This window comes from Kutzneria sp. 744, from assembly GCF_000568255.1.
GTDB lineage: Bacteria > Actinomycetota > Actinomycetes > Mycobacteriales > Pseudonocardiaceae > Kutzneria.
The window spans coordinates 7,590,634-7,604,360 of sequence record NZ_KK037166.1; the positions used below are offsets into that span (position 1 = coordinate 7,590,634).

Consider the following 13,727-nt stretch of genomic DNA (forward strand, 5'->3'; position numbering starts at 1 on the left):
GACGTCACGCTGCTGGCCCACGTCAATCCCGACGCCGACGCTCTGGGCAGCGCCATGGCCCTCGGCCTCGCGCTGCGGCGGCGTGGCGCAACCGTGCGGGTGTCCTTCGGCTCACCGTCGGCGGTGCCGGAGTCGTTGCGGATGCTGGACTCCGGCGACCTGTTCGTGCCGGCCGCCGAGGTTCCGCTCCGCTGCGACCTCCTGGTCGCCCTGGACACCGGCAGCATCGACCGGCTCGGTCCGCTCGGCGACCGCGTGGCCGCCGCCGGCGCCTCGCTCGTCGTCGACCACCACGTCTCCAACACCCGCTTCGGCCGCCATAACCTGGTCGACGACCGGGCCGAGGCCACCGCCGTGATCGTCGCCCGGCTGCTGGACGAGCTCGGCGTCGAGCTCGACGAGCCCATCGCCCGCTGCCTGTACGCCGGCGTCGCCACCGACACCGTGTCCTTCCGCTTCGCCAAGCCCGAGACCCACCGCTTGACCGCCCGGCTGCTGGAGGCCGGCGTCGACGGTCCCGGGCTCATCCGCTCGCTCATGGACAGCCACCCCTTCGCCTGGCTGGGCATGCTCTCCTCGGTGCTGGCCGCCGCCCAGCTGGAGCCCGATGCCGCGCAGGGCCTCGGTTTTGTCCACGCCGTCGTCCGGCGCACCGACGCCGCCGGCCTTCGCGCCGAGGAGATCGAGAGCGTCATCGACGTAGTGCGCTCCACGTCGGAGGCCGAAGTTGCCGCAGTCCTGAAAGAAACCCCGGCCGGCGCGTGGACCGTCTCCATGCGGGCCGTCGGCCGCCTCGACGTCCGCTCCGTCGCCGTCCGCTTCGGTGGTGGCGGCCACCGCCTGGCCGCCGGCTTCACCGCCACCGGCACCCCCGACGAGGTCATCGCCGGCATCCGCGAAGCCCTCGCCGAAGCCCCCACCGCCACCTGACACTTCCCGCCTCTTTCGCCACATGCGCTTCCTATGTGGCACCGGACGCCACATAGGAAGCGCATGTGGCATTCCCGGCGTCAGTGATCATGGCTGGAAAGGAGCAGGCGGCGGTGGGTTTCGAACCGTCGGACCACGTGTGCCGCCGTGCCGGTGTGTTGCCGTCGCCGGTGGCGCCCGCTGACAAGCTCGGCGTTTCACGGCAGGCGCTGTCCGGCGAATGGCCGCTCAACGGCGTGCGCCTTCGCGAGGACGGAACGTGCGGCTGGTACGTCTGGTCGGGCCGAACCCTGTCGCACGATCCGGACTTCTTCGTCCCGCTGCACGTCGAGCATCTGGTCGAGGCTCGGCCCGAGGTCGCGCCGTATCTCGGCCTGCCGCCGGGGTGGCGGTTCCTGTTGGCGCCGGACCACGAGGACGTCTGGTTCGACGGAAGTGTGCTCGACGGTCCGAATCTGGTCTAGACCACCTCGGGGGGCGCGGGTATCGTCGGGTGTCCGGCCGCCGCCACCCTTCGACGATGGGAGCTGGCCATGTTCGGTCGGATATCGCGGACCCTGACGGCAGTGCTTGCCGCCGCGCTAGCCGTTCCGGCGCTCGGTCTGGCCTCCGCCACGGCGACCCCTGCGTCGCCGCAAGCGGACACCTGCGCCGTCAAATCGAGGCCCGCGGGCAAGGTCCTGCAGGGCTACTGGGAGAACTGGGACGGGGCGGCCAACGGCGTGCACCCGGGGCTGGGCTGGATACCGATCACCGACAGCCGGATCGCGCAGCACGGCTACAACGTGATCAACGCGGCCTTCCCGGTGATCCGCTCCGACGGCACGGCGCTGTGGCAGGACGGCATGGACGCCGGCGTCAAGGTGTCGACGCCGGCCGAGATGTGCGCGGCCAAGGCCGCCGGCGCCACCCTGCTGCTGTCCATCGGCGGCGCGGCCGCCGGCATCGACCTGAGCTCCAGCACGGTCGCCGACCGGTTCGTCAACACGATCGTGCCGATCCTGAAGACCTACAACTTCGACGGCATCGACATCGACATCGAGACCGGCCTCACCGACACCGGCAACATCAAGACGCTGTCGGCGTCCCAGTCCAACCTGATCCGCATCATCGACGGCGTGCTGGCCAAGATGCCGTCCAACTTCGGTCTCACCATGGCCCCGGAGACCGCCTACGTCACCGGCGGCTCCATCACCTACGGCTCCATCTGGGGCGCGTACCTGCCGATCATCAAGAAGTACGCCGACAACGGCCGCCTGTGGTGGCTGAACATGCAGTACTACAACGGTTCCATGTACGGCTGCAAGGGCGACTCCTACTCGGCCGGCACGGTGCAGGGCTTCACCGTGCAGACCCAGTGCCTCAACAACGGCCTCGTCGTGCAGGGCACCACCATCAAGGTTCCCTACGACAAGCAGGTTCCCGGCCTGCCGGCCCAGTCCGGGGCCGGCGGCGGCTACATGTCGACCAGCCTGGTGTCGCAGGCCTACCGCAGCGTCAGCGGCATCAAGGGCCTGATGACGTGGTCGGTCAACTGGGACGGCTCGAAGAACTGGACCTTCGGCAACAACGTGAAGTCGCTAGAGGGCCGGTAGCACGAACACCGCCCAGCCGTCGGCGTCGGGATGCCTGGTCATCCCGGCGCCGACGGCCAGGCGGATCGACGGCACGTTGTCCGGCCGGGTCTCCACCAGCACCGGCCAGCTCGGGTGTAGTTCCCTCGCCACGGCGATGGCCTTGGCCGCCATCTCCGTCGCGATTCCCTTGCCGCGCAGGTCCGGCCACATCCGGTAGTACAGGTTCCACACCGGCTTTCCGTGCCACGTCCTCGGTTTCACGCCGCCGTAGCCGGCGGTCCGGCCCTCGAACTCGATCCGCCAGTAGCCGTGCTCGCCGCCCTCCCAGACCGCGCAGAAGTCCTGGAGCAGCTTGGTGATCAGCTCCGGCGGCCGGCGGCTTTCCAAGGCGTGCAGGGCAAGGAAGTCGTCCAGGTCGTCCATGGTGACCCGGTGCAGCAGAAGCCGTTGCGTGGCACGGCGTTTCACTGGGAGCCAGGACGAGAGCCGTGGGACGAGGTCGGCGACGAGGTCCGGGCCGAACACGCAGAGGGTGTGTTCCCAGGGATGGCCGAAGGTTCCCTGGCTCATGTCCTCGGTGAGGAAGGCGTGGTAATCGCCGTTGGGGAACGGCAATACCGGCGTGGTCGGGCTCTGTGGCGGCAGCCGATAGGTGGTGTGCTGCCAGTCCAGCACGATCAGGTCCTCGGTGAAGACGCGGCGGAACGCGCCGAGCACCTCGTCGTCGAGCCGGCGTTCGCCCGCGTCGAAGGCCTCCTGGCCGTCGGCGTCGAAGACCGGCGACAGGTCGAAGGTGACGGCGCCGGCCGGTTCATGAATCGCCGGGCCGTCGCCACGGTGGTGTTCGAGCCGGAACCGGAAGTCGCGCTCGAACCGCTGCCACAGTGACTCGTCGTCCGGAACAGGTTGCCACGCCTGGGAATTCACACCAGCACCTCCCTCAGCACGTGACGGGACAGGGCGGCCAGCCCGGGATTTGTCGTGCGGTAGTAGGGCAATTGGATCAGGGCGATGGACATGGCCCAGGCCCGGCCCCGTTCCCAGGTCTCGTCGTCGACGTCCAGGGCGGCACGGAAGACCTCACGCGCGTCGCCGGTCAGCAGGTTCCACGCCACGACGAGGTCGACGGTGGGATCGCCGACTCCCACGCCGCCGAAGTCGATGACGGCGGTGAGACGGCCGTCGCGAACGAGGATGTTGCCGGGGGAGAGATCGCCATGGGACCAGAAGGGGCCGTCGGGCGGATCGGGCAGCGCGATGGCCCGATCCCAGATCGCCAAGGCCCGCGCGGTATCGATGTCGTTGTGCAGCTGGGAAATGGCGTCACGGGTCCAGGAATCCCGCTTGGGAGTGCCGAGCGGAACGCCACGCTCCTGTTTTGGACCGCCGGTGGGATCGATCTTGCGTAGGGCCTGGATGAACGTGGCGAGGTCGAGGGCCAGCTCGGCGGACCCGACAACGGGATTGGCGCCGGGGATCCAACGGCAGACCGACCACGGCAGGGGAAAGCCCTCACCCGGTTCGCCCCGGCCGACGGGCTCGGGGACGGCGAAAGGGAGCTGGGGGGCGAGGAAAGGCAGCCAGCGCTGTTCGCGGTGCACGTTGTCCTCGGCCCGAGGCAGGCGGGGGAGGCGGACGGCCAACGAGTCGCCGACGCGGTACATGGCGTTGTCGGTGCCGGCGGATTCGACCCGTTCGACCGGCAGTTCGGCCCACTGGGGGAACTGGGCGGCCAGCAGCCGCCGGACCAGGTCGGGGGAGGTGTCGATCTCGTCGACGTGCATCCGCATGGCCACATACTGGGACACCGCATCCGTAAGTGCCATCACATAACTCGCGGGCCGAGCGACGCTCGGTGCACATTAGGCGGGTGACGGTGCGCGCGGGTTCGGCTCGGCAGGTGTTCGCCCTGGCGGTTCCGGCCCTGGGTGTGCTCGCGGCCGAGCCGCTGTACGTGCTCGTCGACACGGCTGTGGTGGGCCACCTCGGCGCGCTGCCGCTGGCCGGGCTGGCGCTGGGTGGCCTGCTGTTCTCCCAGGTGTCGAGCGCGCTGACGTTCCTCTCGTACGGCACGACGTCGCGCACGGCCCGCCTGCACGGCGCGGGGCGGCGCGGGGACGCCGTGGAGGAAGGCGTGCAGGCGACGTGGCTGGCCGTCGGAGTCGGCCTCGCTGTGCTGATTCTGGGCCAGCTGCTGGCCACGCCGGTGGCGGAACTGTTGGCGGGCAAGGGACCCATCGCGGACGCCGGCGTGAGCTGGCTGCGTATCGCGCTGTTCGGCGCGCCGATGGTGCTGATCACGATGGCCGGCAACGGCTGGATGCGCGGCGTCCAGGACACCAAACGTCCGCTGGTGTACGTGCTGCTGGGCAACGGGTTGTCCGTGATCCTCAACCCGATCCTGGTCTACGGGCTGGGCTGGGGCCTGGAGGGTTCGGCCGTGGCCAATGTGTTTGCGCAAACGGTGGCGGCCACGCTGTTCGTCTCCGCGCTGGTCAAGGAGAAGGTGCCGCTGAAGCCGGTGCCGAGGCTGATCAGGGCCCAGCTGGGGCTCGGCCGCGACCTGGTGATCCGGACGCTGGCCTTCCAGCTGTCGTTCATCTCGGCGCTGTCGGTGGCCTCGCGGACCTCGACGGACGCGGTCGGCGCGCACCAGATCGTGTTACAGCTGTGGAGTTTCCTCGCGCTGGTACTGGATTCCCTGGCCATCGCGGCGCAGTCGCTGGTCGGCGCGGCGCTGGGCGCGGGCCGTGACGGCGAGGCGAAGTCCTTGGCCTGGCAGGTGACCCGCTACGGCCTGGTGTTCGGCATCGCGCTGGGGGTGGTGTTCGCCGCGCTGTACAGCGTTCTTCCGCGGGTGTTCACCTCGGCGCCCGGTGTGCTGGCGGAAATCCCGCACGCCTGGTGGCTTTTCGTGCTGTTGCAACCGATCGCCGGCGTGGTGTTCGCCCTGGACGGGGTGCTGCTCGGTGCGGGAGACGCGAAGTTCCTGCGTACGGCCACAGTGGCCAGCGCGCTGCTCGGGTTCGTGCCGTTGGTGTGGTTGTCGCTGGTGTTCGACTGGGGACTGCTCGGGATCTGGACCGGACTGTCCACTTTCATGGTGTTCCGGCTGATCGCCGTGGTGCTGCGCACTAAGTCGGGCCGCTGGGCCGTCACCGGCGTGTGACCGAGTCCACGTCTGAAGCGGTTAACACGACGCTGACCAGCGGCGATCATAGGTATGGACATCCCACGTTTTCCACCCCCCTTGGAAGGACAGCCGTGCCGGCCTCGCGCGCCACCCGTCAAGCCTGGGTGGTCTGGATCACCGCCGTCGTCGTTTACCTCTTCGCCGTGTTCCACCGATCGTCGCTCGGCGTGGCCGGGCTGGCCGCCGCCGACCGGTTCGGTGTCGGCCCCGCCGCGCTCAGCACGTTCACCGTGCTCCAGGTTTTCGTCTATGCCGCCATGCAGGTGCCGACGGGCCTGCTGGTCGACCGCTTCGGCCCGCGCAAGCTGCTCACCGCGGCCGCGATCTTCATGGGCCTCGGCCAGATTCTGTTCGCCGTCGCCGACAGCTACCCGCTGGGCCTGCTGGCCCGCGGCGTGCTCGGCCTGGGCGACGCCATGACGTGGGTCAGCGTCCTGCGCCTGATCGGCGGGCACTTCCCGGCCCGCAAGTACGCCGTGGTCATGTCGCTGTCGGCCATGATCGGCTCGGCCGGCAACCTCGTCGCCACCGTGCCGCTCACGCTCCTGCTGCACAACGCCGGCTGGACGATGACCTTCCTCGTCGCCGGCGCCGCCACCGCCGTCTACGCCACCGTCGCCGCGACCCGGCTGCGTGATCTGCCCCACGGCGTGCCCGCGCCGGTCGTCGAGCGCGTCACCCCGCGCGAGGTCGTGCGCAGCATCGCCCGCGCGTGGCGCACCCCCGGCACCCGTCTCGGTTTCTGGGTGCACTTCAGCACGATGGTCGCGCCGACCACCCTCGGCCTGCTCTGGGGCGTGCCGTATCTGGTGCAGGCGCAGGGGCTCAGCGTCGAGACCGCCGGCTCCGTGCTGAGCCTGCTGGTCATCGGCGGCCTGATCCTCAGCCCGGTCGTCGGCACGCTGATCAGCCGCAACCCCGAGCTGCGCGTGCCGCTGGCCGCCGCCTACCTGGCGACCTCCGGCGTGCTGTGGACGCTGCTGCTGGCCCTGCCGGGCCGGATCCCGTTGTGGCTGCTGGTGATCGCCTTCGCGCTGTTCGCCGTCGGCGGCCCGGCGTCGTCCGTGGGCTTCGCCCTGGCCAAGGACTACAACCCGAACCGCATCGTGGGCACCGCGACCGGCGTGGTCAACGTCGGCGGCTTCGTGGCCACGACCATCGCCGCCCTCGCGGTCGGCGTGCTGCTCAGCCTGACCGAGGGCCTGGGCTCGCAGAACGCCTTCCGCATCGCCTTCGTGGCCATCCTGGTCGTGCAGTCGCTGGGCACCTGGCGGATGGCCATCTGGTGGCGTCGGGCCCGGGCAGTCGTGCTGCACGCCGCCGCGCGTGGCGAGGAGGTTCCGGTGCAGCTCCGTCGCCGTCGGTGGGACGACGTCATCGAACCCGCGGCAGCGTGAAGATCATCGCGGCGTGACAGAATCTTTGGCTGTGTCACAACCGCTTCGCTCCCGACGTCCCCAGAACCGACAGCGCACGCCCGGCACCACGGCCAACGCCGGCCTGGTGGTCGTGGACAAGCCTGCCGGCCTGACCTCGCACGACGTGGTCGCCCGCGCGCGCCGCATCCTCGGCACCCGCAAGGTCGGGCACGCCGGCACGCTGGACCCGATGGCGACCGGCGTGCTGGTGCTCGGCGTCGAACGAGCCACCAAGCTGCTGGGGCACCTGGCCATGGACACCAAGGCCTACCTGGCCACCATCCGGCTCGGCGCCGCCACCACCACCGACGACGCCCACTCCCCAAGCAGGAGTCCAGCACGTGAAGCGTCTCATGTTGATTGCGGTACGAGGGTGCGATGATGATTTATCCATCCCCTGTCTTAACGATTTTATCGTCGGGAGCTCGCGGTAGCGTCGAAGTCCTTACGCTAAAGGTTCCTCCGTTGCTAGCACACAGCGCGCCCGACTTTACGTGTCGGAAAGAGTGATATAGATGCCGCCATGCTACGCCTCGGCACCGGGATTGTTCCGAGCTGTCCGGCGACATCCAGCAGGTGCCCAGCTCCGTCAGCGCCGTCAAGGTCGACGGCAAGCGGGCCTACGCCCGGGTCCGCGCCGGCGAGGAGGTCGAGCTCGCCGCCCGGCCCGTCACGGTCAGCCGCTTCGACCTGCTCCTGCTGCGCCGCGACGAGACCGCCACCGAGCTGGACGTCATGGTCGAGTGCTCCTCCGGCACCTACGTCCGGGCCCTGGCCCGCGACCTCGGCCGGCGGCTCGGCGTCGGCGGCCACCTGGTGGCCCTGCGCCGGACCCGGGTCGGCCCGTTCGACCTGCGCACGGCCCGCACCCTGGAGCAGCTCGAGGAGGAGCCCGGGCTGTCCCTGGACCTGGGCGAGGCCGTCAACACGGCCTTCCCGCGCCACGACATCGACCTGCCGTCCGCGGCCGCGCTGTCCCACGGCCGCAAGCTCCCGGCGGCCGGGATCGAGGGCCCGTACGGGGTGTTCGGACCGGACGGTCGGGCGCTGGCCCTGGCGGTGGACACCGACGGGGTGGCAAAGCCCTTGGTGTTGTTGGCAGTGGATTAGCAGCCTCCAGCACCGGAGAGTGCTCGGCCGCGCCGGTGCCTGGAGCGGTTGGCAGATTTCGACCGCCGCCACCCGACGCGCCCCGCTACGGGTGCCGATGCGGCGGGCTAAATCTGGCAAGCGAAGGCACCGGCTTAGAGCGGCCGCGCCGCGCGCGGAACGCGCGCCAAAGGCACAGCCGAGCCGCGCTGCCGAAGGCGGCGCTAATCTCACACCGTGCAGCGCTGGCGTGGGCTTGAGCATCTTCCTAGCGGCTGGGGCCGCTGCGTCCTGACGATCGGTGTGTTCGACGGGGTGCACCGCGGACACCGTGAGCTGATCAGCCGGGCGGTCGAGCTGGCGGCGAAGCGGGACCTGCCGAGCGTCGTGATGACGTTCGACCCGCACCCGTCCGAGGTGGTCCGCCCGGGCAGCCACCCGGCCCAGCTGACCACGCTCAAGCGGCGCGCCGACCTGGTGGAGGAGCTGGGCGTGGACGTGTTCTGCGTGCTGCCCTTCACCCCGGAGATGTCCCGCATGCCGGCGGACGCGTTCGTGCACGAGCTGCTGGTGGAGCAGCTGCACGTGGCGGCCGTGGTGGTGGGGGAGAACTTCACCTTCGGCCGGGGCGCGCAGGGCGATGTGGCGTTGCTGCGCACCCTGGGCAGCCGCTTCGGTTTCACGGCCGAGGGGGAGGGCCTGGCCGGCGAGGATCACCTGGTCTACTCGTCGACGTACATCAGGGCCTGCATCGACGCCGGCGACGTGGTGGCGGCCGAGCACGCGCTCGGTCGGCCGCACCGGCTGGAGGGCATCGTGGTCCGCGGCGACGGGCGTGGCCGTGACCTGGGCTTCCCGACGGCGAACCTGTCCCACGCCGAAGTTCGCGGCAGTGCCGGCCGACGGCGTGTACGCGTGCCGTTTCCTTCAGGGCGGCCAGGTGCGTAACGCGGCGGTGTCGGTGGGCACGAACCCCACCTTCTCCGGGCGGGAGCGCCGGGTGGAGGCGTTCGTTCTGGACGTGCACGAGGATTTCTACGGCCAGCGGGTGGCGCTGGACTTCGTCGCCCGACTGCGCGGGCAGCTGAAGTTCGACTCCAGCGACGCCCTGGTCGTGCAGATGCACAAGGACGTGGAACAGGCACGGCGGCTGCTGGCCTGAACGGCCTTTTCCACCCCTGGCGATCAGCTACGATCGGTCCCGCGTGCGAATGCAAACCGGACAAGGGGGACCCTTGGAGGACCACAAGATCGTCCAGCGCAACCTGGCGCTGCAACGTGAGTGGTACGGCGAGCCGCTCGGCGACCGGGTCCGCCGGCTCGTGGTGGCCTTCGACATCTCCCAGGCCTATCTCGCCGACGTGCTCGGCATCAGCGCACCCATGCTCAGCCAGGTGATGAGCGGCCGCCGGGCCAAGATCGGCAACCCGGCCGTGCTGGCCCGGCTGATCATGCTGGAGCGCAAGATCCTCACCCCCGGCGTCGCCTCCGGCGACCGGCCCTCCATGCAGCAGGCCCTCGACGACGTGCGGGACTCCCGCCCCACCGTGGACCGCGACGCCCTGCCCGTGCACGACGGCCGCGCCGACGTCGCCGCCGTGCAGGCCCTGCGCCGCGTCGCCCGCCCCGAGGATCTGACCCGCGCCGCCGAGACCGTCCGCGAGCACCACCCGTGGCTGGCCGAGCTCCTGCGCCGGGCGGCCTTCCCCCAGGTATGAGGTTGTTCACCTCGCTCGTCCCGTCGCAGGACGCGGTCGAGCACCTGGCGACGGCACTGGCCACAGTCGACGGTCCTCAGTGGAACGACCGGGACAAGTGGCACATCGGCGGGTTGCCCGCAGGGACGTCTCTATCAATTGTTTCCAGTAAGCCATATTGCGCCTTCACAAGCCGGCTGATGCCAAAGCAATTCTGCCAGGGTTAGTAATGCGAACGTCCAGTATGCTGCGGCATTGACGACAACAAAGGCTGCGATTATTCTCGGGTTTCATTTACCGGTAAGCGTTTTACGATGTGGGTCAGCCCGGGCAGCGGGTGCCCGGCTGCGCGAGCGGGCTTCGACCCTGCGGCCGATCCGGCTGCGGCTGGCCTCGGCCGGCGTCTTCGGCGAGGTGCTGTGGATCGGCGTGGAGTCGGACGACGCGCTGGCCGAGGCGGCCGCCGCGGTCCGCGATCACGCGCCCGGCCACGTCGAGCGGCACGGCTTCACCCCGCACCTCACCGTCGCCCGGGGCAAATCGCTCGACGTCGTCCCACTTCTGGGTTACAAAGGACCTTGGTGGACGTCGAGCGAGCTGGTGCTCTTCAGGAGCGAGCGGACCTCAGCCGGGTACCGTTGTTCGACGCTCGCCACTTTCCCACTTTTGGGTTAACCCGGTCACAGGTGGGCCTCGTCGACCTGGTGGTCGTCCGAAGATCGCTCGGCGCCGCCCCTGCTTCGCCCGGTTGCTGGATTTTTCGAGGCCCGCCACCCGAGTCGGCCCACCGCACAGCCGGATGCGGGCCTCGAAAAATGCGGCAAGGGCGAGGCAGGGGTCACGAGGGGCCGAGCCGCGACGCCGGAGGCGGCGCAAGACAAGCACGGCCACCTGCTAACCTCGGTGTTTGGGTCCGGCTGCGGTCCGTGGCGGCCGGTACCGACAACCCCCTGCTCAACGGGGGCCGCACGGTCAACCGCGACAGAGATGAGAGCACCACAGTGGCACTGTCCACCGAGCAGAAGAAGACCATCCTCGCCGAGTACGGCTTGAAGGATGGGGACACGGGATCTCCCGAGGCGCAGATCGCGATGCTGAGCAAGCGCATCAGCGACCTCACCGAGCACCTGCGTTTCCACAAGCACGACCACCACTCGCGTCGTGGTCTGCTGCTGATGGTCGGCCGCCGTCGCCGGCTGCTGAACTACCTGACCAAGACCGACATCCAGCGCTACCGGTCGCTGATCCAGCGGCTCGGCCTGCGTCGATGAGCAGCGAGGGGGAGCGGCCGACGGTCGCTCCCCCTCTCCGCAAGTAAGCAAGTAACCGAAAACAAAGAGAACAACGGGACACGCGCAGCGGCGCACGGCGAGTACGGGTACGCCGGTCCTCGGTAGTGGTCCCCGGGAACAATCCCCGTGGACTTCGATCGAAGACCGGCCTCGTCGCCAGGGACCGCGGGCGTCTCCCAGTGACGAGGAGAACCAACTACATGACCGATTTCGAGGTCCACGAGACCACCGCCGTGATCGACAACGGCGCGTTCGGCCAGCGCACGGTGCGCTTCGAGACGGGCCGGCTGGCCCGCCAGGCCGCCGGCAGCGTCGTCGCCTACCTGGACGACGAGACCATGCTGCTGAGCGCCACCACGGCGTCCAAGCACCCGAAGGACCAGTTCGACTTCTTCCCGCTGACGGTGGACGTCGAGGAGCGGATGTACGCCGTCGGGCGCATCCCCGGCGCCTTCTTCCGCCGCGAGGGCCGTCCCTCCACGGACGCCATCCTCACCTGCCGCCTGATCGACCGTCCGCTGCGCCCGTCCTTCGTGGACGGTCTGCGCAACGAGATCCAGGTCGTCATCACGGTGCAGAGCCTGAACCCGGCCGACCTGTACGACGTGGTCGCGATCAACGCCGCGTCCGCCTCCACCCAGCTGGCCGGCCTGCCGTTCTCCGGCCCGATCGGCGGTGTCCGCGTCGCGCTGATCGACGGCCAGTGGGTCGCCTTCCCGACCTACGAGCTGCTGGAGCGGGCCACCTTCGACATGGTGGTCGCCGGCCGCATCGTCGGTGACGACGTCGCGATCATGATGGTCGAGGCCGAGGCCACCGAGAACGTGATCGACCTGATCGCGGGCGGCGCGAGCGCGCCGAACGAGCAGGTCGTCGCCTCCGGCCTGGAGGCTGCGAAGCCGTTCATCCGCGCCCTGTGCGTGGCCCAGCAGGAGCTGGCCGAGAAGGCCGCCAAGCCGACCGGTGAGTTCCCGCAGTACCTGGCCTACCAGGCGGACGCCTTCGAGGCCGTCGAGGCCGCGGTGAGCGGCGAGCTGGCCCAGGCGCTGACCATCGCCGGCAAGCAGGAGCGCGAGGGCCGGCTGGACGAGGTCAAGGCCGCGGCGCTGGAGAAGCTCGCCGAGCAGTTCGAGGGTCGCGAGAAGGAGATCGGCGCCGCCTTCCGGTCGCTGACCAAGAAGCTGGTCCGCCAGCGCGTGCTGCGCGACAAGATCCGCATCGACGGCCGCGGCCTGACCGACATCCGGCAGCTGTCGGCCGAGGTCGCGCTCATCCCGCGGGCCCACGGCTCGGCGCTGTTCGAGCGCGGCGAGACCCAGATCCTGGGTGTCACCACGCTGAACATGCTGCGCATGGAGCAGCAGATCGACTCGCTGTCCCCGGAGACGCGCAAGCGCTACATGCACCACTACAACTTCCCGCCCTTCTCCACCGGTGAGACGGGCCGGGTCGGCTCGCCCAAGCGGCGCGAGATCGGCCACGGCGCGCTGGCCGAGCGGGCGCTGGTGCCGGTGCTGCCCAAGCGCGACGAGTTCCCGTACACGATCCGCCAGGTCTCCGAGGCGCTGGGCTCCAACGGCTCCACCTCGATGGGCTCGGTCTGCGCCTCGACCATGTCGCTGCTCAACGCCGGTGTGCCGCTGAAGGCCCCGGTCGCCGGCATCGCCATGGGCCTGGTGTCCGACGAGGTCGACGGCGAGACCCGCTACGTCGCGCTGACCGACATCCTCGGCGCCGAGGACGCGTTCGGCGACATGGACTTCAAGGTCGCCGGCACCAAGGACTTCGTGACGGCGCTGCAGCTGGACACCAAGCTGGACGGCATCCCGTCCGAGGTGCTGGCCCAGGCGCTCGGTCAGGCCCGCGACGCGCGCCTGACCATTCTCGAGGTCATCGAGGAGGCCATCGACCGCCCGGACGAGATGTCCCCGTTCGCCCCGCGCGTGACGGCCATCAACATCCCGGTCGACAAGATCGGCGAGGTCATCGGCCCGAAGGGCAAGATGATCAACTCGATCACCGAGCAGACCGGCGCCGACATCTCCATCGAGGACGACGGCACGATCTACGTCGGCGCGGCCGACGGCCCGTCGGCCGAGGCGGCCATCGGCCTGATCAACGCGATCGCCAACCCGCAGCTGCCCAAGGTGGGCGAGCGCTTCCTGGGCACGGTCGTCAAGACCGCCGCCTTCGGCGCGTTCGTCTCGCTGCTGCCGGGCCGCGACGGCCTGGTGCACATCTCCAAGCTGGGCCAGGGCAAGCGCATCAACAAGGTCGAGGACGTCGTCAAGGTCGGTGACAAGCTCCGCGTGGAGATCGCCGACATCGACAACCGCGGCAAGATCAGCCTGGTCCTCGTGTCCGAGGAGGACGCGGCGGCCGCCGAGGCCCCCAAGGCCGACACCACTGCTGAGCAGCCGGAGCCGGCCGCCCAGTGAGTGAGCGCACTTCAAGGACGGCCGCGGGGGTTTCCCGCGGCCGTCCTGGCTATCGGCAACGTCCGGGCAGCACGCTGACCCTGGAGCGCACCG

At 69.7% G+C, this 13,727-nt stretch carries 11 protein-coding genes and 3 pseudogenes; 12 read left to right on the plus strand and 2 right to left on the minus strand.

The genetic code is table 11. The annotated features are described in order from the left end of the window. The 3 genes from KUTG_RS35010 to KUTG_RS35020 form a co-directional block, all read left to right on the plus strand. Positions 1–930: DHH family phosphoesterase (locus tag KUTG_RS35010; protein WP_043722993.1), on the plus strand; the 930-nt coding region annotated here is incomplete at its 5' end. A 113-nt stretch (positions 931–1,043) separates the two neighbouring features. Beyond that, positions 1,044–1,394 carry an immunity protein Imm33 domain-containing protein gene (locus tag KUTG_RS35015; protein ID WP_198047404.1) on the plus strand — a complete coding sequence of 117 codons (351 nt, stop codon included), beginning with the start codon at positions 1,044–1,046 and terminating at the stop codon, positions 1,392–1,394. Between the two features lie 69 nt (positions 1,395–1,463). After that, entirely contained in the window at positions 1,464–2,525 is a 1,062-nt protein-coding gene (locus KUTG_RS35020; protein WP_043722994.1) for a chitinase, read from the plus strand. Here KUTG_RS35020 and KUTG_RS54235 read toward each other — a convergent pair. Next, a complete protein-coding gene (locus KUTG_RS54235) occupies positions 2,511–3,434 on the minus strand; it encodes a GNAT family N-acetyltransferase (RefSeq protein ID WP_052395747.1) in 924 nt (307 codons plus the stop codon). The two genes, KUTG_RS35020 and KUTG_RS54235, sit on opposite strands and share 15 nt — an antisense overlap. Then, on the minus strand, positions 3,431–4,297 hold the full coding sequence (locus tag KUTG_RS35030; protein WP_198047405.1) for an aminoglycoside phosphotransferase family protein: 867 nt from the start codon (positions 4,295–4,297) through the stop codon (positions 3,431–3,433). Before KUTG_RS35030 ends, KUTG_RS54235 begins: the two co-directional genes overlap by 4 nt. Before the next feature lie 80 nt (positions 4,298–4,377). Here KUTG_RS35030 and KUTG_RS35035 point away from each other — a divergent pair, with 80 nt between their 5' ends. From KUTG_RS35035 to KUTG_RS35075, 9 genes and pseudogenes are all read left to right on the plus strand, one after another. Continuing rightward, positions 4,378–5,676 (plus strand): MATE family efflux transporter, encoded by a 1,299-nt coding sequence (locus KUTG_RS35035; RefSeq protein ID WP_232241137.1) that lies wholly within the window; start codon positions 4,378–4,380, stop codon positions 5,674–5,676. Between the two features lie 95 nt (positions 5,677–5,771). Continuing rightward, the gene (locus KUTG_RS35040; protein ID WP_043722996.1) at positions 5,772–7,097 is read left to right on the plus strand and encodes an MFS transporter; all 1,326 of its coding nucleotides are present in this window, start codon (positions 5,772–5,774) and stop codon (positions 7,095–7,097) included. Between the two features lie 103 nt (positions 7,098–7,200). Then, positions 7,201–7,438: pseudogene (gene truB, locus KUTG_RS35045) on the plus strand (tRNA pseudouridine(55) synthase TruB); the annotation flags it as partial. 235 nt (positions 7,439–7,673) lie between these two features. Further along, positions 7,674–8,228, plus strand: a pseudogene (truB, locus tag KUTG_RS35050) (tRNA pseudouridine(55) synthase TruB); the annotation flags it as partial. Between the two features lie 216 nt (positions 8,229–8,444). After that, a pseudogene (locus KUTG_RS35055) lies at positions 8,445–9,369 on the plus strand (bifunctional riboflavin kinase/FAD synthetase). Between the two features lie 73 nt (positions 9,370–9,442). Beyond that, positions 9,443–9,925: a helix-turn-helix domain-containing protein gene (locus tag KUTG_RS35060; RefSeq protein ID WP_043722999.1), complete on the plus strand. Its 483-nt coding sequence runs from the start codon at positions 9,443–9,445 to the stop codon at positions 9,923–9,925. 234 nt (positions 9,926–10,159) lie between these two features. Further along, positions 10,160–10,579 carry a 2'-5' RNA ligase family protein gene (locus tag KUTG_RS56920; protein WP_084580124.1) on the plus strand — a complete coding sequence of 140 codons (420 nt, stop codon included), beginning with the start codon at positions 10,160–10,162 and terminating at the stop codon, positions 10,577–10,579. 326 nt (positions 10,580–10,905) lie between these two features. Continuing rightward, positions 10,906–11,175: a 30S ribosomal protein S15 gene (gene rpsO, locus KUTG_RS35070; RefSeq protein ID WP_043731685.1), complete on the plus strand. Its 270-nt coding sequence runs from the start codon at positions 10,906–10,908 to the stop codon at positions 11,173–11,175. A 221-nt stretch (positions 11,176–11,396) separates the two neighbouring features. Then, the gene (locus tag KUTG_RS35075) at positions 11,397–13,634 is read left to right on the plus strand and encodes a polyribonucleotide nucleotidyltransferase (RefSeq protein ID WP_043723002.1); all 2,238 of its coding nucleotides are present in this window, start codon (positions 11,397–11,399) and stop codon (positions 13,632–13,634) included. Positions 13,635–13,727 lie beyond the last annotated feature (93 nt).